18 protein-coding genes and 1 riboswitch are annotated in these 18,778 nt (G+C 65.6%); of the genes, 11 read left to right on the top strand and 7 right to left on the bottom strand.

What is annotated here, in order from left to right:
- The first annotated feature begins 2 nt into the window (after positions 1–2).
- Positions 3–1,805: a helix-turn-helix domain-containing protein gene (locus EJO69_RS10035; RefSeq protein ID WP_126041485.1), complete on the top strand. Its 1,803-nt coding sequence runs from the start codon at positions 3–5 to the stop codon at positions 1,803–1,805.
- A gap of 42 nt (positions 1,806–1,847) precedes the next feature.
- Here EJO69_RS10035 and EJO69_RS10030 read toward each other — a convergent pair whose 3' ends face one another.
- Together EJO69_RS10030 and EJO69_RS10025 are read right to left on the bottom strand one after the other, a co-directional pair.
- Complete coding sequence (locus tag EJO69_RS10030; protein WP_126042524.1) at positions 1,848–3,251, bottom strand: IS30 family transposase; 1,404 nt, start codon at positions 3,249–3,251, stop codon at positions 1,848–1,850.
- Between the two features lie 253 nt (positions 3,252–3,504).
- Positions 3,505–3,984, bottom strand: a complete 480-nt coding sequence (locus tag EJO69_RS10025) for a hypothetical protein (RefSeq protein ID WP_126041483.1) — start codon at positions 3,982–3,984, stop codon at positions 3,505–3,507.
- Positions 3,970–4,085: riboswitch (SAM riboswitch) on the bottom strand. (Overlaps the previous gene by 15 nt.)
- A gap of 304 nt (positions 4,086–4,389) precedes the next feature.
- Between EJO69_RS10025 and EJO69_RS12800 the strand changes: the two genes are divergently transcribed.
- The 4 genes from EJO69_RS12800 (at position 4,390) to EJO69_RS10005 (ending at position 8,649) form a co-directional block, all read left to right on the top strand.
- A complete protein-coding gene (locus EJO69_RS12800; protein WP_425454730.1) occupies positions 4,390–5,445 on the top strand; it encodes a GmrSD restriction endonuclease domain-containing protein in 1,056 nt (351 codons plus the stop codon).
- A gap of 321 nt (positions 5,446–5,766) precedes the next feature.
- A complete protein-coding gene (locus tag EJO69_RS10015) occupies positions 5,767–6,021 on the top strand; it encodes a hypothetical protein (protein ID WP_126041481.1) in 255 nt (84 codons plus the stop codon).
- Positions 6,022–6,216: 195 nt separating this feature from the next.
- On the top strand, positions 6,217–7,266 hold the full coding sequence (locus EJO69_RS10010) for a zinc-binding dehydrogenase (protein ID WP_126041479.1): 1,050 nt from the start codon (positions 6,217–6,219) through the stop codon (positions 7,264–7,266).
- A 96-nt stretch (positions 7,267–7,362) separates the two neighbouring features.
- Positions 7,363–8,649 (top strand): DUF2254 domain-containing protein, encoded by a 1,287-nt coding sequence (locus tag EJO69_RS10005; protein ID WP_126041477.1) that lies wholly within the window; start codon positions 7,363–7,365, stop codon positions 8,647–8,649.
- 222 nt (positions 8,650–8,871) lie between these two features.
- On the opposite strand, the gene dhaL is transcribed toward EJO69_RS10005, so the two are convergent.
- The 4 genes from dhaL to EJO69_RS09985 all read right to left on the bottom strand — a co-directional run bounded on the left by dhaL (position 8,872) and on the right by EJO69_RS09985 (position 12,332).
- On the bottom strand, positions 8,872–9,504 hold the full coding sequence (gene dhaL, locus EJO69_RS10000; protein WP_126041476.1) for a dihydroxyacetone kinase subunit DhaL: 633 nt from the start codon (positions 9,502–9,504) through the stop codon (positions 8,872–8,874).
- A gap of 3 nt (positions 9,505–9,507) precedes the next feature.
- On the bottom strand, positions 9,508–10,506 hold the full coding sequence (locus tag EJO69_RS09995; protein WP_126041474.1) for a dihydroxyacetone kinase subunit DhaK: 999 nt from the start codon (positions 10,504–10,506) through the stop codon (positions 9,508–9,510).
- A 237-nt stretch (positions 10,507–10,743) separates the two neighbouring features.
- Positions 10,744–11,496 (bottom strand): YggS family pyridoxal phosphate-dependent enzyme, encoded by a 753-nt coding sequence (locus tag EJO69_RS09990; protein ID WP_126041472.1) that lies wholly within the window; start codon positions 11,494–11,496, stop codon positions 10,744–10,746.
- A gap of 101 nt (positions 11,497–11,597) precedes the next feature.
- A complete protein-coding gene (locus EJO69_RS09985; protein ID WP_126041470.1) occupies positions 11,598–12,332 on the bottom strand; it encodes a PIG-L deacetylase family protein in 735 nt (244 codons plus the stop codon).
- Between the two features lie 337 nt (positions 12,333–12,669).
- Between EJO69_RS09985 and EJO69_RS09980 the strand changes: the two genes are divergently transcribed.
- From EJO69_RS09980 to EJO69_RS09965, 4 genes are all read left to right on the top strand, one after another.
- Positions 12,670–12,918 (top strand): hypothetical protein, encoded by a 249-nt coding sequence (locus EJO69_RS09980; RefSeq protein ID WP_126041468.1) that lies wholly within the window; start codon positions 12,670–12,672, stop codon positions 12,916–12,918.
- Between the two features lie 3 nt (positions 12,919–12,921).
- Positions 12,922–14,331: a glycosyltransferase gene (locus EJO69_RS09975; protein ID WP_126041458.1), complete on the top strand. Its 1,410-nt coding sequence runs from the start codon at positions 12,922–12,924 to the stop codon at positions 14,329–14,331.
- A 247-nt stretch (positions 14,332–14,578) separates the two neighbouring features.
- Positions 14,579–16,294 (top strand): NAD-dependent epimerase/dehydratase family protein, encoded by a 1,716-nt coding sequence (locus EJO69_RS09970; protein ID WP_126041456.1) that lies wholly within the window; start codon positions 14,579–14,581, stop codon positions 16,292–16,294.
- A 4-nt stretch (positions 16,295–16,298) separates the two neighbouring features.
- Entirely contained in the window at positions 16,299–16,511 is a 213-nt protein-coding gene (locus EJO69_RS09965; protein WP_126041454.1) for a hypothetical protein, read from the top strand.
- Positions 16,512–16,822: 311 nt separating this feature from the next.
- On the opposite strand, the gene EJO69_RS09960 is transcribed toward EJO69_RS09965, so the two are convergent.
- Positions 16,823–17,464: a dihydrofolate reductase family protein gene (locus EJO69_RS09960; protein ID WP_126041452.1), complete on the bottom strand. Its 642-nt coding sequence runs from the start codon at positions 17,462–17,464 to the stop codon at positions 16,823–16,825.
- A 219-nt stretch (positions 17,465–17,683) separates the two neighbouring features.
- On the opposite strand from EJO69_RS09960, the gene EJO69_RS09955 reads away from it, so the two are divergent.
- Positions 17,684–18,247, top strand: coding sequence for a hypothetical protein (locus EJO69_RS09955; protein ID WP_126041450.1), 564 nt, complete (start codon positions 17,684–17,686; stop codon positions 18,245–18,247).
- 56 nt (positions 18,248–18,303) lie between these two features.
- Positions 18,304–18,777 (top strand): heme-binding beta-barrel domain-containing protein, encoded by a 474-nt coding sequence (locus tag EJO69_RS09950; RefSeq protein WP_126041448.1) that lies wholly within the window; start codon positions 18,304–18,306, stop codon positions 18,775–18,777.
- Position 18,778 lies beyond the last annotated feature (1 nt).

The following is an 18,778-nucleotide window of genomic DNA, read 5'->3' as shown; positions in this document are numbered from 1 at the left end:
ATATGGGCGATAGAGAATTCTCCACTCGGCTCGGGTGGCTCGAGCACCGAAACCGCGTTCTTGACGCGGTCACCGCGATCGCCTCCCTCATGGCGGCGAACCACGACATCGACATGGTGCTCGACCGCATCACCTCCCTCACCAGAGATCTCACTCGATCCGACCTCGCCTACATCTCTCTCAACGACGCCAAGGAGACCTTCATCCAGTACTCCACCGGCGTGCGCACACGGGAGTACCAACAGATCCGAATGCCGCTCGGCACGGGCGTGCTTGGGAAGGCTGCAGTCGGCCACGGGACCGTGCAGACTTCTGACTACCTGATCGATCCGGCAATCATTCACCTGGAAGTCATCGATGAGATCGTCCGCCGGGAGGGAGTCCGCGCCATACTCGGGGTCCCCATCATGGTCCACGGCACGCTGCACGGCGCTCTCCTTATCGCAAACCGCCGGCCCGGAAATTTCTCCCCCACGATCGTCGACACAGTGTCAACCATCGCCCGCCACACAGCCGTCGCTCTCGATCAATCCCGCCGGTTCAGGAGAGTCAGCGCCGCGCTTGCCGGTCTCAGAGTGAGCTTCGATGACAGCGCCGAGCGCCTGCAGGCGCTCCAGACCGTCGTCGATCTTGACGCGCTCCTGAGCGAGAGCCTCGCCCAGAGAAAGGGCGTCGAGCATTTCGCCCAGACAGCGGCCAAGGCTCTCGGGGCCGACCTCGCCATTCTCGACGCCCAGGGCTCCGTCGTGGCGAGGGGCACAGTCCACGCAATGCCCGACCTGCCAACCTTCGCTGCCGACGTCGGGCGCCAAGCCTACATTTCAGGGCGACCGGTGATCCGCAACCAACTGACGGCCGCAGCCGCCACGTCAAACTCCGAGCACCTGGGCACCGTTGCCGTCTTCGAAGCAGTTCCGGACCAGCTCCTGCCACGGGTGACGCGAACGGCCGTGTTCCTCGGAATACTCCTCCTCTTCGAGCGAACCCAGAGAGGAGAGGAGCGGCAGCGTGACCAGGCACTGCTCGATGACCTCCTCCAGGGCAGGCGACTCACATCGTCGGGATCTCAGAGGCTCGACTCCCTGCTTCTGGGCGGCCCAGCTTCAGTCGCAGTTGTACAGACCGACGACGCGACGGGCACCCACCTCGACAGGGCGATGCGAGATGCCCTCACACTGAGCCTCAGGGAGCACGGGGTCAGCAGCCACCAGATCCTCGCCGTTGAACACCACGACCATCTCTGCATCCTTCTTCCGAGAGTCCCATCGGAAGCCGTCCTTCAGAGTTTCATCGCCCGCTCCGGGTCAAGGACTGCGCAGATCCAATGCGCGCTCGGAGGGGAGGTGGCCCATGGAGGCGACTTCGCCCCTGCGCACGCACTCGCCCTTACTGCCATGGCTGCCCTCCAAGCGCTCGGACCCTCCCACCGCATCTACAGAGCAGATGACCTCGGCTCCCTTGGAGTCATCCTCGCCGCCCAGAGGGACGATCCCCACGCGTATTCGCCACTGACAGAGATCCAGGCCCTGATCTCCTACGATTCCAAGCACGGTACGGAGCTCACACGGACCGCCTGGGTCTATACCGAGCAGCGCGAGAACATTAAGGCAACAGCTCAGAACCTTGTCGTCCACGAGAACACTGTCCGGCAGAGACTCGCCCGCATCGGCGATCTCCTCGGCTCGGACTGGCAGGAGACGCCTCGCTCCCTCGATATTCAGCTCGGGCTGCGCATATGGTCCCTGAAGTCTCGAGGCCCCTCCGTGGAGCATTCCAAACCAACGAGCTGGAGTCGCACACTCTGACCCCTTGAACGTCGTCCAGGACCCGCAGCGCACAGTGTGGGTTCAATCGGTCGTTGCAACACTGCTGTTCAGGGTTGATTGTAGCTGCTCGGTCAGTACCTCGGTGGGAGTTCGAAATCCCAAGATTTTTCGGGGTCGGTTGTTCAGCGCTAGAGCGACGGCTTCGAGGTGGTGGGCGTCCCACCTGGATAGGTCGGTGCCTTTGGGGAAGTACTGGCGCAGGAGCCCGTTGCTGTTCTCGTTCGTGGGCCGTTGCCAGGGCGAGTGCGGATCGGCGAAGTACACCTTGGTGCCGGTATCGAGGGTGAAGGCAGCGTGGTCAGCCATCTCGGTACCTCGGTCCCACGTCAGCGTGCGGCGCAATTGCAGCGGCAGACGGGTCATTGAGGTTTGCAGGGCTGTGTTCATCGCTTCGGCTCCGTATCCGCCCAGAGCGGGTCCGTTCTTGGTGGGAGCAACTTTGCCCCACCGGGGGTCTCGGGGCAGGTGCACCAGCAGGATACTGCGAGAGCGTCGCTCCACCACGGTGCCGATGGCCGAGCGTCCAGTGCCGATGATCAAGTCTCCTTCCCAGTGTCCTGGCACAGCGCGGTCTTCGGCTTCGGCAGGGCGCTGGGATATCATCACCGCCTTGGTGACGTGCCCGTGGGGTTTGTTCCTCCGCTGGGTCCGTGCCCGAGGTTTACGAACTGCCCGCCCAGTGCGCAACGCCGCGACGAGCTCTCGTTTGAGTGCCCCACGTGCCTCGATGTACAAGGATTGATAGATCGCTTCATGACTGATTCTCATGCTCTCATCATCAGGGAAATCGATCTTCAAGCGCTGCGATATCTGTTCCGGACTCCACGCAGTGAACCACTTACGGTCCGCCCGGTGCGGCTTGCCCACACCCTTCCACGCCGGGGTGTGCGGACCGGGCACGACTTGATCGTCCTCGTCGTGGAGCATCCCGGCAAGCCGATCCTCCACGTACTGTCGAAGGCGTAGGTTGGTGGCGAGCTTAGCTACCTTTGGGCGCTTCGCCGCTTCCTGGGCCTTCCACTGGGCCACCACAGCGCGATACCCCCGATCACCATCGCGGGTAGCGGCGTTTCGTCGCAGCTCCCGAGAGATCGTCGAAGGATCTCGCCCCAAGCGGCGAGCGATCTCGCGCACCCCCGTCTCCTTCGCGTTCAAGATGGCGATCTCCTCACGCTCTTCAAATGACAGATACCGCCCCGTAGGCTCATCTAGGCTCAAAGGTCTCATCCCACCAGCATGGCCGAACCACCTGGTTCCCACCGGCACTGACACCCCCACCCGCACCGCAGCCTCCGCGGTAGTGATACCAGTAGCGATCAACGTCCAGAACTGACGCTGCACCGCCCGCGACGGGGCCGGCCGCCCTGGGGACCGCATCGGTGGACGCAACGCCCGATCCGCACGCCACTGACGACGCACCTCCATTGGCATATCACTGGTCTTCTTACTCCAGTCCGCAGTAGCCATCGTCTTACACCTCTTTCATCAAGGTGTTGCGACAATCGATTGAATCCGCCCAGACTCCCCAGCGTGCAGTGAATCACCATGAGCACCGTCAGCAGTGCGGCCGTCGCATGCTGGACGGATGGCAGGTGACTGTCTCTGCTCCCGATATGTGGACGCGGGGAGCAGAGACAGGAGTTAGATGAAGAAACCGGCAGACGCGGCCATCAGCCGCTCATTCCGAACGCCACCTGAAACTGCAGGGATTATCGCCGCTTTCCGCCAGCGACAGCAGGTAACCCACGCCATCGACTTCAACCCTGAGCAGCCAGTACCGCTTACACCACTCCGCTTCAGCGTCGGGCAAGAGGTCGGGCACTTCGGCGATTTTTCCCAGTTGTGCGGCATTGTGGTTCCAGCGGCGCCACGTGCCTGACTCAGTCACAAATTCAATGTAGTTGCCGTCAACCGCGAGAACACGCGCCGGCACCCAGTCCGTGCTCAGCCCAGCGTGTCGTGCATGGATCGCGTGAATAGTGTGGCCGGGCCGGTAGTTCGTGCATCTCGTCCCGAGAGGGGCGATGCCCACCTTGGTTCCATCTTGGGCAGTGACGAGGACAGCGGTCGGCTCAGTGCCGCTGTCCGACTGAGCCTCGCGCTCAGTGGGGGGATTGTGGTCCACCATGAATTGATCCTTATACTCGCTGAATTCCACCCGAGCTCATGCTCGGGGGCAGATCTTCCCTCAGGGGCACCGTGTGCGATAAGCGGTTGCCAGTCGACAAGCTGAGAGGCTTCACGTCGAACTTCTTGATCTGATGCGATCGTATCAGCGGTTCACAAACTTAGCAACCGTGAACTGGCTTCACGTTGGACTCACCTGCAAATGGGCGCGGCACGCAGATCCATCAGTCCATGAGATCCACACTCCCGTACGGAGTTTCTCGGGAACCGCGCACGTTTACTCACTGACCCCGATCCCCCAGCGACTCAATCAGAACAACACGGAGTTCATAGAGTTCACGGCTCTCGGGTATTGGGCGCCGCCCGATTCTGCCCCCTCGTGCGGCTACGTTTGACTTGTTGGTAACTCACACCCGTAGAAGGCTGGGGACGTAGCGTGAAGAAGTTGTGGTGGATCCTGGGTGCGATCTTCGTCGTTGGCGCTGGACCCGCAATCCTTTCGGATGACATCACTGAGGCCGCCGACGAGAGCGACGAAACCTCGGTGGCAGTGGTTGAGCCGGGTCCGACGACTGAGGAGCCGGAGCCGTCGCCAGAGTCGAGGGAAGATTCCACCTCGATCGAGCTCGAGGTCGAGACCACTCCCGCACCGGTGGAGCCTGAACCCCTCACTGCACCGGCGAATGCCGAGGGCCAGCTGGCGGCAGACGTCGTGCTCACACTCGAGGTCAAGGGCCGCGCGCCGAAGACCGGGTATGACCGTGACCAGTTCGGCCAGCGGTGGGCAGACACGGACCGAAACGGCTGCGACACCCGCAATGACATTCTCGACCGAGATCTCACAGACAAGACCTACAAGCCCGGCACGAGGAACTGTGTTGTCCTGACCGGCACCCTCATCAGCCCCTACACGGCCGAGATCATCTCCTTCCAGCGCGGCCAGGACACCTCCTCAGAGATTCAGATCGACCACGTCGTCGCCCTCTCCGACGCCTGGCAGAAGGGTGCTCAGCAGATGTCGGCCGGCGATCGCGAGCTGTTTGCCAACGACCCGCTCAACCTCCTCGCGGTGGATGGCCGCAGCAACGCCCAGAAGGGCGCGGGCGATGCCGCGACGTGGCTTCCGAGCAATAAGTCCTACCGGTGCGACTACGTCGCACGCCAGGTCGGAGTCAAAGCCAAGTACGGCCTCTGGGTGACGGCGGCCGAAAAGGACGCCATTCTCCGTATCCTCGCCGACTGCCCGAATCAGACGATCCCCGAGTCGGGAGCTTTTGTGCCGGTCGAGGCAGCCCCGGTGGCCCCAGCCCAGGAGGCTCCGGCACCTGAACCTGCTCCCGCACCCGCGCCAGCCCCTGCCCCTGCGCCCGCGGACGTGTACTACGAGAACTGCACGGCGGCGCGCGCCGCCGGAGCGGCGCCTCTCTACGAAGGCCAGCCGGGCTACCGGACGACTATGGACGGCGACCGCGACGGCATCGCCTGCGAATAGTCGACCCCGCTGTTCCCGGCTTCGCCATCTGGGCGGGACCTATCTCGAGCTTCCGCCCCATTTGAGAGTCCACCGCCGATGCACCCCGACTGACCTGCGGTTCCTGTTATCTGCCAGTCTAATTTCACGCGCCCACCCGGCGTGGAATTGCCCGGCCCCACGGCTTTCTGGATGGGGCACTCTCATGTCCGAATTGGGAAGTTCGGGGTCGAAAGTCCCGCGGGGCCAAGTGCCCTCAACGTCCGGGATTTCCCGTCATAACGTCGAAAAAGATCAGGTCACAGGAGCGCAGCGAACCAATCGCGAGGATACTCCGCGGGAATGGACCCGGCGGAGAGTCCATCGCCGAGGCACTGCCGCTCAAGCATCACGGACCTGCCCAGACGCCTGGGCTGCGTCGCCGCAGCCCTCGACGAGCAAGAAAAGGTCGTCCTCGCGGCTGGCGTCAAGCCGAAGGTCGTCCTCGAAGGCGCCGAAAACCTCGCACCCGAGGTGTTCCGGATTGGGGATGCGAAGGAGGCGCGCAACGCCGTCTCCGCCATCTGGGAGGGCGCGAACTTCGCTCTCAAGCTCTAGCAGCTCAGTCACGCAGGGTCCTGGCCCTGCGCGACTGCCACATCAGCCCGCCGGTACTCTCGCGTCCGGCGGGCTGATGGCATTGGCCTGACACACTGTTGAGTTCACCCTGCTTGCGACCTTCACGCCATGCCGGGCGGCAGCCGACTTCTGTGCCGAGTAGGGTGAGATGAGGTCAAGCCGGAAGGATGCAACATGCTGGCATACGAGTACCAGAGCGATGGAGTCATGAGGGTCGTCGAGCGTGACGATCCCCGCCCACAGGAGGGCGAGCTCCTCATCGATGTCGCCGCCGCAGGAATCTGTGGAACGGATCTGAAGATCGCACGCGGCGAGCACCGCTTCTATCCCCCGGGCACGACGCGCGTCCCTGGCCACGAGACCGTCGGCGTCGTTGCCGAGAATCGCAGCGGCGATGATCGCTTCGCCCCCGGTACTCCGGTCGCGGTCGCACCCAACATCGCCTGCGGGCATTGCCGGCCCTGCCGTCGCGGGCTCGGCAACCTCTGCGAGAACTACGAGTCGGTTGGGCTGACATTCGATGGCGGGTTCGCGTCGCAGCTCCTCATCCCGGCCGCAGCCGTGGCGAACGGCAACGTCATGGTGGTCCCAGATGGACTCGATCTGTCGATCGCCTCGTTGACAGAGCCCATCGCCGCAGTCGTCCGCGGTCTGCGCCCTCTCACCGTCACGTCGGATGACACGCTACTCATCTGCGGTGCGGGCCCGATCGGCCTCATCGCCCTCCTCGTGGCCAAGCACCGCGGCGTCGGACAGGTCATCGTCAGTCAGACGTCACCGCACCGGAGGAGGATCGCCAAGCAGCTGGGCGCTGACCACACGATCAATCCCCGCGAGCGCGACATGTCCGAGCAGGTCATGGAGCTCACCGACGGTGCCGGGGCGGACGCGATCATGGTCGCAACCCCCGTCGGCCAGGTGTTCACAGATGCTCTGCGGTCAGCGGCCAAAGGCGCCCGGGTCAGCTTCTTCGCGGGCCTTCCCTCTGGGAAGGGCGAGATCCCGCTCGACGCGAATCTCATCCACTATGGCGAGCTCATCGTCACCGGATCGACCGCGAACACGAACGCAGACAACGAGGAGGCACTCGCACTGCTTGCAAGCCAACCGGATCTGTTCGCTCCCCTCATCACCGCCAGCTTCCCCCTCGAGGAGGCGGACAGGGCCTTCGAGGCCGCCAAGGGCGGCGAGCACCTCAAGGTGCTCATCGAACCCCGCCGCTGACGGTCACCCCACTGCGTTGATTCCCTCCGCCGCTGTCTGAACAGCGGCGGAGCCGTTTCTCCACATCCCGCTCCCATCGGATGACAGAATCGCCCCATGAGCGACGCGAACGATGACACGCACCGGATCCGCGGATCGATTCCGGACATTCCGAAGAGGACCCGCTGGGGCCGCCTGTGGTCGCGGTTCTGGGCGATTCCCGCGGCAAGCGTCATTGCCGCGATCCTCGTCGGTTTCCTCCTGCCGCGGTGGGAGCGGGCGCTGTCTGAGCCGCTTCCGCTTGCCTTCGAGGGCGGCCCCGATGCGGCTCGGGAGGTGCTGGGCACGATCGCCGCTTCGACGATCTCGGTGACCGGCCTGACCTTCTCGATCACGCTCGTCGTCCTTCAGCTTGTCAGCAGCCAGTTCAGCCCCCGCATGCTCTCCGGGTTCCTCGCCAGCAGGGTCGTCCAGGCGACCCTCGGCATCTTCCTCGGCACGTTCATCTACTCCCTCACGGTGCTCCGCTATGTCTGGAGCGAGGACGAGGACATCACCGCCTTCGTCCCGCGCGCCGCTGTCACGCTGTCCTTCCTGCTCGTCCTCGGGTGCATCGGACTATTCCTCGCCTTCATCCACCTCATCACGTCGTCGATGAAGGTGTCGCAGGCTATCTCGGAGATCGGCGAGGAGACGCTGGCGCTCGCGAGACGCCTGTACCCGGTGACCGAGGAGGAGACTGGGCTGACGCAGGGTCCGGGATGGTCACCGCGCCCGGGCGACCCGAGAACGAAGGTCACGGCAACCGGTCACGGCTCGCTCGTGTGGATCAACTACAAGAGGCTCATGGCATGGGCCGATCGCAACGAGGCAGTCATGACCATCGACCGCCCTGTGGGTGACTTCCTTGTCGAGGGTCAGCCGCTCCTCAGCATCTGGTGGGACGGGGACCCGAGCGAGTCCGACCTGAGGCACATCCATTCCGCCTTCGAGCTGCGTACCGAACGGGAGCTCCATCAGGACATCGCCTTCGGCCTGCGCCAGCTCGTCGACATCGCGGACCGAGCCCTCTCCCCCGGCATCAACGATCCCGCGACCGCAGTTCAAGCAGTCCAAGAACTCCACCGGATCTTCCGGTACCTCGTCACCGTGGTCGAGCCGAGCCCCTACATGGCGAACAGCGACGGCGAGGTTCGCGTCGTTCATCAACCCCAGTCGGTATCCGACATGCTCGAGGAGGTTGTGCGCGAGGTCCACTTCTATGGCAAGGACTCCGCCATGATTCCCGGGCTGCTGCGGGACATGGTCGATGACCTCGGGACCGCTGCAGCCGATCACGTGAACTCGTCGGTCGAGCGGGCCCGGCGCATTCTCGACGCGGAGAAGACAGAGCCTCCGGCGTAGAAACGTCCGCCCGGACGGTCTCCGGCACAGAGAGCGGTTTGGCGACCAGCCGCTTGCGAACCGGCCGCGCGAGACCCAGCCGCGCAAGAACCAACCGCATGTCAGCCAGCAGTGTGGCAACGGCCCGTGCAAATAGCCACCACGACAGCGGTGGGGGCAGGTCATTGACCTGCCCCCGCCTGTCTGCCGCAGCGCCATCCCTTCATGGCGTGTGCGGCAGGTTTATGCGGCCTCGATGCCCTCCGCAATGGCGTTGAGGAGGATCGTGACCGAGATCGAGCCGGGGTCACGGTGGCCGAGGCTCCGCTCCCCCAGCGACTTGGCCTTGCCGACCTTGGCGACCATGTCCTTCGTCGCCTCGGATCCGCGTTCGGCCGCTTCGGCCGCTGCGCGGGCGACCGCCGGCAGGCCCTGGCCGACCGCTCCGCGGGCGGCTTCGGCGGCGGGGATGAGGGCGTCGAGCATGGTCTTCTGGCCCGGCTCGGCCTTGCCTCGTGAGCGGACCTTCTCGGCCGAGACCTCGAGGGCCTCGGCGAACCCGGCATCGTCCAGCGTGTCCCCGTCGAGGCCCTTGGCGGGTGCCCGGAACATCGTCCCGAACACGGCGCCGGAGGCTCCGCCGCTCGTGTTGAGCACGGCCGCGCCGACGGTCTTGAACGCCTCTCCCACGGTCGGCAGCTCGGCGTCCTTGAGGGCGGCGAGCGCCGCCCCGAACCCTCGGGCCATGCCGGTGCCGTGGTCGCCGTCGCCGGTCGCGCGGTCGGCTTCGCCGAGCTCCTCGCGGGCGTCGACGATCGCCTGGCACGCAGCCGAGAGGATCTGGCGGAGCTGTTCAGCGTTGACTGTCTCTGCCATGCCTCAGCCCTGTGTGAACGGGACGGACTCGCAGGGTGCGTCGATGAGCTCGGCGATCTCGTCCGTGAGCTTGAGGAGGGTGAGCGAGAAGCCCGCCATGTCCTGGGAGGTGAAGTGGGCGCCGATGTCGGTGCGCTCCACCTTGAGCCCCCGCTCCGCGAGGAGCTCGGCAACCTTGCGGTAGACGATGAGGAGCTCCATCTGCGTCGTCGCGCCGAGGTTGTTGATGTAGACGGCAACCCGGTCGCCCGACTCGTAGGGCAGATCGTCGGCGACCATGTCGACCATCTTCTTCGCCACCTCATCGGCGGTCATCATCTTCGACCGCTCGACGCCGACCTCGCCGTGCATGCCGAGGCCGATCTCCATCTCGTCATCGCCGAGCTCGAAGGTGCGCTTGCCGGTGTCGGGGAGGATGCCGGCGCGGACGGCCACACCGATCGTGCGGGTGTTGTACTGGACGCGCTCAGTAACCTCGGCGGCCTCCTCGAGGGACATGCCCTTCGCGCAGGCGGCACCCGCGGCCTTGACAACGTAGAAGGCGCCGCCGATGCCGCGGCGGCCCTCGTAGTCGTCGGTCGCGACATCGTCGCGGACAAGGACGGTCTTCGACTCGATGTCGCTGTCCTCCTCGGCCGTCTCGGCACCCATGTCGAAGTTCATGACGTCGCCGGCGTAGTTGCCGTAGACGATGAGGACACCGGCCCCTGCGTCGGCGGCCTCGATGGCCTCCTGGACGTGCTGGGGTGCGGGCGCTGCGAAGATGTCGCCCGAAACGGATGCGTTGGCGAGGCCGGGGCCGACAAAGGCTCCGTACATCGGCTCGTGGCCGGAGCCGCCGCCGACCAGCAGGCCGACCTTACCCTGTTCGATCTTGGTCGAACGAACCACCCTCGAGCCGGGTTCGCGGGCCAGCAGCCCGTTCGAGATGGCGACCAGTCCATCGAGAGTCTCATCGACGAGATTCTCGGGATCGTTCATGATCTTTTTTGCTTGTGACATGACTACCTCGTTGTTGTCAGGATCTAGCGCGATGGCTCACGCACTCACGGCACGCTTTCGACGTGTCTCCCTTCACATTACTCTGGGTGCGATGTTCCTGCGACCCTATGGCGATCATCCGCACCCGTGCGGAGCTGTTCGCGCGACCGGTTGCCTCGATTCGAACCGTCCCGGCGTGACCATCGAGCATGGACCACCCGCGCACGAAGATGGACGCCGAGTGGAGCGGGCGCGCCGTCAGTGCGCGGCAGTCGGCCAGTAGTCGCTGTCAGGAGTGGGCCGCGCGCCGAAGATCGACTGCCCAACCCGAACGACATCGGCACCCTCTTCGATCGCGGTCTCGAAGTCGCCCGACATGCCCATCGACAGCTCGCCGAGCCCGACCAGCTCAGGATCGAGGTCCCTCATCTCGTCCCGCAGCCGCCGCAGGATCTGGAAGCAGCGGCGCACCGCCTCCTGATCGTCGGTGAAGATCGCGAGGGTCATGAGACCGCGTACGTTGAGTGAATCGAGGCCCCGCAGGCTCATGAGCAGCTCGGGCAGATCGTCAGGATCGATGCCGTACTTCGACTCCTCGCCGGAGGTGTTGACCTGGACGTAGACATCGAGGCTGCGGCCGGCCGCCTGCAGACGGCGGTCGAGGGCCTCCGCCAGGCGGAGGGAATCAAGGGCGTGAAACTCGCTGGCAAAGGCCACAACATCCTTGGCCTTGTTCCTCTGGAGATGGCCGATGATCGACCATTCGACCCCGGTGTCGAGGAGGGCGGCGTGCTTCCACTTCGCCTCCTGGACCTTGTTCTCACCGAGCCGCGTGCAGCCCGCCGCGATGGCGTTGCGGATCCGCTCCTCCGAGACGGTCTTCGACACCGGCTGAAGGCGGATGCTCTGGGGGTCCCTGCCGGCACGCATCGCCGCGGCATCGATCCGCCGCTGAACGTCGTCCAGGTTCCTCCTGAACTCCTCGACCGTGTTCGCAGTCGTGAATGCCATGCCAGCTCCTCCTCCGCGCACCGCCCGGGAGCACCGAACCATTCTACGCCTGGCCGACTGCGCGCCCCGGGCCCGTACCAGGCGGCAGCAGGCCGCGCGACTCAGTCGCCGAGTCCGCCGAGATCGTAGACCCGGAGCACGACGGCATGCTCGGCGCCGCTGGCCCTGCCGCCCTCGGCGAGGATCTCGGGGATGAAGACGGAAGGCTCCGGGTGATCTCCGATGTGCGCGAGGTAGGCCTCGTGGCACTCGAGCGACCGCACGGCACGCTCAACGTCTCGCCCGCTGACGGGCACGGCATGGGTGGGTTCCGGGTGCCCGGCGACGAGGATCGCCTTCGTCTTCCAGGCCCGCAGTCCGTCCCTGCCGAGCTCCCGGAACACCCACGGGTTGGCGGCGTCCCGCACGCCGTCGATGACGGCGATGCCGGCGGCCCGGTGGTCGGCCTGGTTGAGTCCTCCGTAGGCCTCGAAGTCGAAGTTGGCGGTGAGCACCGCATCCGGCTTCGTCTCGCGCACGAGGGTCGCGATGTCCCGCCTGAGGTCGAGGTCGGCGACGAGCATGCCATCCGGATGGTCGAGGACCCGGAGGTCGCTGACGCCCACGGTGTCACACGCGGCCTCCTGTTCGGCCCGGCGCAGCGGTGCGACGATCTCCGGCGGCTCGGCCATGCCGGCCTCACCGGCTGTCAGCAGGGCGTAGATGACCTCGATGCCTCGCGATGTCCATGCGGACACCGCGGCCGAGGCCCCGTACTCCATGTCGTCGGGGTGGGCGACGATGCAGAGCACCCGCTCCCACCCGCTGTCCGGCAGCACTGCCAGTCGATCATTCATCACTGCGCTCCTCTCCTCATCAAGCATAGGCGGGCCTCGGACGCGGGGACCACGACATGCCCCACCTACGGCGATCACTGGGCCCCTGCACCAACGTGGTCCGCGTCCTGGGAGCCTCCTGAAAGACTTTATTCCGATATTTCACGGCGAAAACCGCAGATTGCTTAGAAGAGCGCTCTTCGGCTCCACGAACCGGGCTCCCATTCAAGCCCCTTCCACTTGCAAACCTGCAGGTCACGATGGACCATGAGCCATATCACACCACCAGTGGATGGCCATGGTACGCAGCCAGCACTCCGTCGTGCGAACGGCCATCCAGAGACCCCGAGGGGCGCCCATGGGATTGCGGCAGATCTCAATCCGGGCAGTGCCGCCCGCGACCGATGACTTCTCCACGACCGCGCGTTGCGATGCGGTCTGCGGGTTCATCGCCGATGAGACGCGGCGCATGAGCGAGGCGGCCTACTCATTCGCCTTCGCCCGCCGCGATCTCGACCGCGTCCTCGCCGACTGGGACAGGGTGCTCAGCCGACTCCTCACCTCACCGCATGCCGGCGGCGCCGGCGGCAGCCACGAAAGGCGATAGGCCATGAAGATCTCGATGATATCGGAGCACGCCAGCCCGCTTGCCACAGTGGGCGGGGTCGATGCAGGAGCCCAGAACGTCCACGTGGCGGCGCTCGCCCAAGCCCTCGGCGAACGCGGCCACGACGTCACTATCTTCGCGCGGCGCGATCGGGCAGACCTACCCGAGACAGTCGCCTTCGCCGAGGGGGTGCGGGTAGTCAACGTTGCCGCCGGCCCCGCCGATTCCATCTCGAAGGACGACATGCTTCCCTTCATGCCCGCCCTCGGCCAGGGAATCGCCGCCTACTGGGGTCAGCATCCTGACACCATCCCCGACGTCGTCCACACTCACTTCTGGATGTCGGGCCTCGCGGGTCGCGAGGCGCTGGACCAGGCCGGACTCAGCGTCCCCCTCGTCCACACGTTCCACGCGCTGGGCACGGTCAAGCGGCGCCACCAGGGCGCGCTCGACACGAGCCCGCCCGATCGCGTCCACCTCGAACCCCAGGTCGGGCTCGACTCGACCCACATCATCGCGACCTGCAACGACGAGGTGCGGGAGCTTGAGGCGATGGGCATCGACGCCGGCAAGACGACCGTCGTCCCGAGCGGCGTCGACTTAAGGCTGTTCCGGGCAGATGTCACTCCGGAGGCGACGAATGGCGCCCGCCGCATCGTCTCCGTTGGCCGGCTCGTCGCCCGCAAGGGGATGGATCTCGGCATCAGCGCCCTCGCCCACCTTGTCCGCCGTGGGTATGACGATGTCGAGCTGCACATCATAGGCGGCGGATCCTCCGGCGACCTGAGCGGCGACAATGAGGCGATGCGCCTGACGGAGGTGGCAGAGGAGCTCGGCGTCGCCGACCGCGTCTTCCTGCGCGGCCACGTCCCGCGGGCAGACATGCCCGCCATCTTCCGCAGCGCCTCGCTCGTCGCCTGCACGCCCTGGTATGAGCCCTTCGGCATCGTCCCCCTCGAGGCGATGGCGTGCGGTGTCCCGGTCGTCGCCGCCAAGGTCGGCGGTCTCGCCGACACGGTGGTCGACGGACTGACGGGTCTGCTCGTGCCGCCGCACGCGCCCGAGGCCATCGCCACCGCAGCGGCCCTTCTCCTCGACAATCCCGGCCTTGCGAGCGAACTCGGTCGGCACGGCATCACCCGAGCCCGCGAGCGGTACGCGTGGCCGCAGGTCGCACGCGACACCGAGCAGGTCTACGAGAGGCTCTGTGCGGAGAAGGACATAGAAGTCGGCTCCCCGGTCGACGATTTCGTCGAGTTCGATCGTATCGAGCGAGCGCGAAGACGGGACCGTGCGCTCAAGGACGAGGAGACGAGAATCCGCCTCGCCGCCCGCGTCGAGGAGGCCCGCGCCCGCCAGGTGCGCCTGCGGGGCGCCGGCGAGGACATCCGCGTTAGGCGCACCCAGCTGTAGCGACCCTAACCCCGGCCGACCCGACGGAGATGCGACTCGCGAGCGACCCTCACTCCGCACCGGAACGTCTCCGTGGCAGCACCCGCGCGGCCCCCGTCAGAAAACGGCCAGGCGCGGCGCATCCCGGATCTCACGGAGAGGAACCGGCGGTGCAGTAGAGGACCAGAGGTATTTGCAGGTATTCCCAGAAAGTGGCATTAGCGTGACGAATCCCCGGCGCAGCGCCGGGGTGTGAAGGAGTGGACAGATGCGAGTCGCAGTTGTTGGAGCAACCGGAAACGCCGGCACATCCGTGCTCAGGGCGCTGAAGAAGAAGGACGAGGTCGATTCGATCCTCGGCATCGCCCGCCGCATGCCGGACATGGACGCGGAACCCTATGTCGGGTGCGAGTGGGAGTCGATTGATGTCGGCGCCGCCATTCATGAGGAGGATGCGCTCGACCGGCTGCGGGAGGCCTTCCAAGGTGTCGACACCGTCATCCACCTCGCGTGGCTCATCCAGCCGAACGACGAGCGGGACCTGCTTCGCAGGGTCAATGTGCACGGCACCGCTCATGTCGCCCAGGCCGCCGTCGAGGCGGGCGTCAAGCACCTCATTGTCGCCTCCTCCGTCGCCGCCTACTCGCCCGATTCCGAGCAGGCTGTGCGCGACGAGGAGTGGCCGACCGAGGGCATTCAGACCTCCCATTACAGCGTCGACAAGGCGGCGCAGGAGCGCGTGCTCGATGACTTCTCGGCCGCCTACCCGAACATCACCGTTACCCGAATCCGCCCCGCCCTCATCTTCCAGGCCCCGGCCGCCTCGGAGATCCAGCGCTACTTCCTCGGCACCCATGTCCCCGTCCAGGCGCTCGACAAGATGACACCGCCCGTGCTGCCGCTGCCGAAGGGCCTGTCAGGAGTGCAGGCCGTCCACGCGGACGACATCGGCGAGGCCTACGCGCTCGCTGCCGTCAAGCGGGCCGGCGGTGCGTTCAACATCTGCGCGGACGATATTCTCACCCCGCAGGATCTCGCCGACATCGTCGGCCAGGGCCGCTACGTGCATCTTCCCGCGGGCCTCGTTCGCGCCGCGATCGCGGGCAGCCACAAGACGAACATGGTGGCGATGGACGCGGGCTGGATCGACATGGCGCTGTCTGTGCCGATGATGGACAACAGCCGCGCCAAGACCGAACTCGGCTGGCATCCGACCCACTCCGCGGCCGACGCGCTCCGCGAACTCATCGCCGCCATGATCAAGGGCGAGGGCGGCGACTCCGTCCCGCTGCGGCCCCGCGATCGCGATTACTCGACCGTGCCGGGCATGCGCACAACCGTCGGTGAGGGCGCCTCGGAGGAGACACCGAGTGGGGATGAGGATGTGTCGCTTCGGGGAGATGCTCCCCAGGGCGAGTTCGGCCGCGGCGCGTCCGGGATCTCCGACCGGGTAACGAAGGACCTCATCGAGCTCTACCTCTCCGATCACCTGACGGGTGCGACGGCGGGGACGGAGCGGATCGAGCGGATGGAGAAGGACTTCGTCGACACCCCCGTTTATCCGCAGATCTCCCAGGTGGCGGACAAGATCCGCCGCGAGCGCGCCCTGCTCCAGCAGATCATCCACGATCTCGGGTTCAAGCAGAAGCCCTACCGCCAGGCGGCCGCCTGGGTGGGCGAGCACGTGGGCCGACTCAAGCTCAACAATCGTGTCCTGTCCCGCTCCCCCATGACGCTCGTCCTCGAGGCGGAGCTCATGCGCTCAGCCGTCGTCGGCAAGCTCGGCGGCTGGCAGGTGCTCCACGACAACGCGGAGGATCTCGGCCTGGACCCGAACATCTTCGCAAGCCTCGAGGAGGATGTGTGGGAGCAGGTCAGAGCGCTGGACGAGGTGCACGAGTATGCTCGAGGCAGAGCTTTCCGGGACGACGTGCCGACGTTCTCCCCGGAGGGTTCTGAAGGAGATGAGCGACATGAGGAGTGAGGACATGGAGACCGATCCAGCCGATTTCGTCATGAAGTCGACCAACAAGTACGAGCCCGAATCAGGCACGGCCGACGCATCGGACGTCGCCGACGACGAGGCGAAGGCCATCGCCCTCGAGGAGGAGCGGGAGAAGCTGCGCCACGACGCCGACGACATCATCGACGAGTGGGGCGAGGAATCCTTCCCTGCCAGCGACCCGCCCGGCCACTACTGAGACCACGAACCCCAGCCAGCCGAGCTGACGGGGACACCCTGGGGCCAGCCTGACGGCTGGCCCCAGAACTGTGCCGACGCGACAGCACCCTTCAGTCCGTCGAGGCAGACACGGTCGCTCATCCACCCGATCTCGCCCACTGGCAGCGTATCGCGACTCTGCCGCACACTGGTGTCAGCTCAAATGGACGCGTGGATCCCCGACCGATGACACCGTTGGGCGCTGAATTCCCGAGCGGATGCATGACCGCTGACAAGGCCAAGGGAAAGCTGCCCTCGCGTGTGAGTGGCGCTCGCTCTGTCAGCGGCGGACTACTCGATTATGCTTCGGCCTTCGCGAATGGCTGGGCTGCGATCGCTGACGAAATCACCGGGCTCGAGCTCGAGCGAGGTGACGCCACTGTCGGTGACCGCGTGGTGGGTGACCCTCATCGAATACGCCGGGCCCGATCCATAGAAGATTCCCGCACCTTCGCCGACGACGACGGGGGCGATGAGGAGTCGGTAGATATCGATCATGCCGGTCTCGTGGAGCTCCCGGGCCAGCTGAATGCTGCCGTGGACCTGAAGCTCCTTCTCACTCTCCTGTTTCTTGAGGAGGCGGATGTCGTTGAGGAAGTCGCCGCTCAGGGGATGGCTCGTACTCGCCCACTCCCCCTCGAGGTGCCTCGAGGTGACGACATGTTTGGGCCGCTCGCTGAGGATCCGCGCGACCGAATCCCCCTCATCGGTCACCTGCGACCAGTAGGAGGAGAAGGCGTCAAAGGTGTTGCGCCCGAGCAGCAGCTCGTCGCACCTGCTGAACCAGCGATCGACCTCGCGGCCGCAGCCCTCATCGAAATACGCCATGAGCCAGCCGCCCTCATGGAACCCGCCCCGACGGTCCTCGTCGGGGCTTCCGGGAGCCTGGTTCACGCCGTCCAGGGTCATGAATAGATTGACGCTCAGCTTCATCGCATCCCCTATCGCCGTAGTGACCGAGACTACTCCCACGGCTGTGACCTGTACAGATATCGTCCGAAGCCGAATCCGAACGCCCCGCCATCGACACACCACGAGCGCTCTTGGGGAGAGGAGACCTGCCGCAGCGACTTTCTCGCTCTGCCTTTTCGCAGGTTGAATTGGTAATCTCTGTCACCATACCGGCGGGCGCCGGAGAGGGGTGAGGGACGGATGAGAATCAGAACTGTAGCAGTCGGCCTCGCGGCCGCCGCCATGCTCCTGTCAGCGTGCTCGGACAACAACGTGCAGGACTATCGCGACACCCACACATCGCGGGCCCCCGCCACCGAAAGGCCCACCTCGGACGAGCCCACCGAGGAGCCGACCTCGGAGGAACCAACGGACGACGCGGGTGAGGGGCGCTCCGACGGCCAGACCGCTGAACCGGAGGAGCTTAAGGCGGATGTCGAGCTCCCCATGTCGGAGTCACCCGCAATCGTCACGTGGGAGACGCCCGGCGAGACCTTCCACGTCTACACACAGGGGTCGAGCACCGAGGGCTGCTACCCGGTCCCGACCGAGGCGTGGACGGATGGCGAGCGGATCGAAATCGACTTCGACCCAGCCGAGCCCGGCCGGGCGTGCACGATGGACATCGTCCCCCACGGATGGTCGTTCACCTGGGAAGAGCCGTTCGAGGTGACGGGCGAGATGATGGTGGAGATGAGGAGACTCAACCTCACCGGCCGCATCCAGATCCCCCTGCCCCCGGAACCGACCGAGCCGATCGCCTGAGTCCACCGACAGCCGTTCCACCCCTGCCAGCCATGCCCTCGACTTAGAGTGAGGGTATGGAACTTCACGAACAGCTGGCCCCGCTCGCGGGCCTGATCGGCGTCTGGCGGGGACCCGCGACCGGCCAGTACCCGACAATCAAGACCTTCAGCTACACCGAAGAGCTGACGTTCACGAACATCGGCAAGCCCTTCCTCGCCTACCAGCAGCGATCCTGGTCGCCCGCGGGTCAGCCGATGCACGTGGAGACGGGCTATCTCCGCCACCCGGCACCCGGCGTCATCGAGTTCGTCATCGCCCTGCCCACCGGGCAGTCTGAGATGGCCGAGGGCTCGCTGGAACAGACCGAGGGTGGCCTCGTCATCTCGCTGCGCTCCCGGGTGCTCAACTCAGGCACAGCGAAAACGGTCGACGCGATGATGCGCGAGTATCGCCTCACCGGGGACACCCTGGTGACGGGTCTCGACATGTCGGCCGTCGGTCAGCCGATGAGCAACCACCTGGTCTCCGAGCTCACCCGCGACTCCTGAC

The organism is Flaviflexus salsibiostraticola (assembly GCF_003952265.1).
GTDB lineage: Bacteria > Actinomycetota > Actinomycetes > Actinomycetales > Actinomycetaceae > Flaviflexus > Flaviflexus salsibiostraticola.
Note: the sequence above shows the minus strand (reverse complement) of the source record. Positions and strands in the feature narration are given on the sequence as shown.

Bases quoted from the DNA above. Each gene is read 5' to 3' on its own strand.
- EJO69_RS10035 (WP_126041485.1), top strand. From the start codon at position 3: ATGGGCGATAGAGAATTCTCCACTCGGCTCGGGTGGCTCGAGCACCGA.
- EJO69_RS10030 (WP_126042524.1), bottom strand. From the start codon at position 3,251: ATGGAGGTGCGTCGTCAGTGGCGTGCGGATCGGGCGTTGCGTCCACCG.
- EJO69_RS10015 (WP_126041481.1), top strand. From the start codon at position 5,767: ATGGACCCGGCGGAGAGTCCATCGCCGAGGCACTGCCGCTCAAGCATC.
- EJO69_RS10010 (WP_126041479.1), top strand. From the start codon at position 6,217: ATGCTGGCATACGAGTACCAGAGCGATGGAGTCATGAGGGTCGTCGAG.
- EJO69_RS10005 (WP_126041477.1), top strand. From the start codon at position 7,363: ATGAGCGACGCGAACGATGACACGCACCGGATCCGCGGATCGATTCCG.
- dhaL (WP_126041476.1), bottom strand. From the start codon at position 9,504: ATGGCAGAGACAGTCAACGCTGAACAGCTCCGCCAGATCCTCTCGGCT.
- EJO69_RS09995 (WP_126041474.1), bottom strand. From the start codon at position 10,506: ATGTCACAAGCAAAAAAGATCATGAACGATCCCGAGAATCTCGTCGAT.
- EJO69_RS09990 (WP_126041472.1), bottom strand. From the start codon at position 11,496: ATGGCATTCACGACTGCGAACACGGTCGAGGAGTTCAGGAGGAACCTG.
- EJO69_RS09985 (WP_126041470.1), bottom strand. From the start codon at position 12,332: ATGAATGATCGACTGGCAGTGCTGCCGGACAGCGGGTGGGAGCGGGTG.
- EJO69_RS09980 (WP_126041468.1), top strand. From the start codon at position 12,670: ATGGGATTGCGGCAGATCTCAATCCGGGCAGTGCCGCCCGCGACCGAT.
- EJO69_RS09975 (WP_126041458.1), top strand. From the start codon at position 12,922: ATGAAGATCTCGATGATATCGGAGCACGCCAGCCCGCTTGCCACAGTG.
- EJO69_RS09970 (WP_126041456.1), top strand. From the start codon at position 14,579: ATGCGAGTCGCAGTTGTTGGAGCAACCGGAAACGCCGGCACATCCGTG.
- EJO69_RS09965 (WP_126041454.1), top strand. From the start codon at position 16,299: ATGGAGACCGATCCAGCCGATTTCGTCATGAAGTCGACCAACAAGTAC.
- EJO69_RS09960 (WP_126041452.1), bottom strand. From the start codon at position 17,464: ATGAAGCTGAGCGTCAATCTATTCATGACCCTGGACGGCGTGAACCAG.
- EJO69_RS09955 (WP_126041450.1), top strand. From the start codon at position 17,684: ATGAGAATCAGAACTGTAGCAGTCGGCCTCGCGGCCGCCGCCATGCTC.
- EJO69_RS09950 (WP_126041448.1), top strand. From the start codon at position 18,304: ATGGAACTTCACGAACAGCTGGCCCCGCTCGCGGGCCTGATCGGCGTC.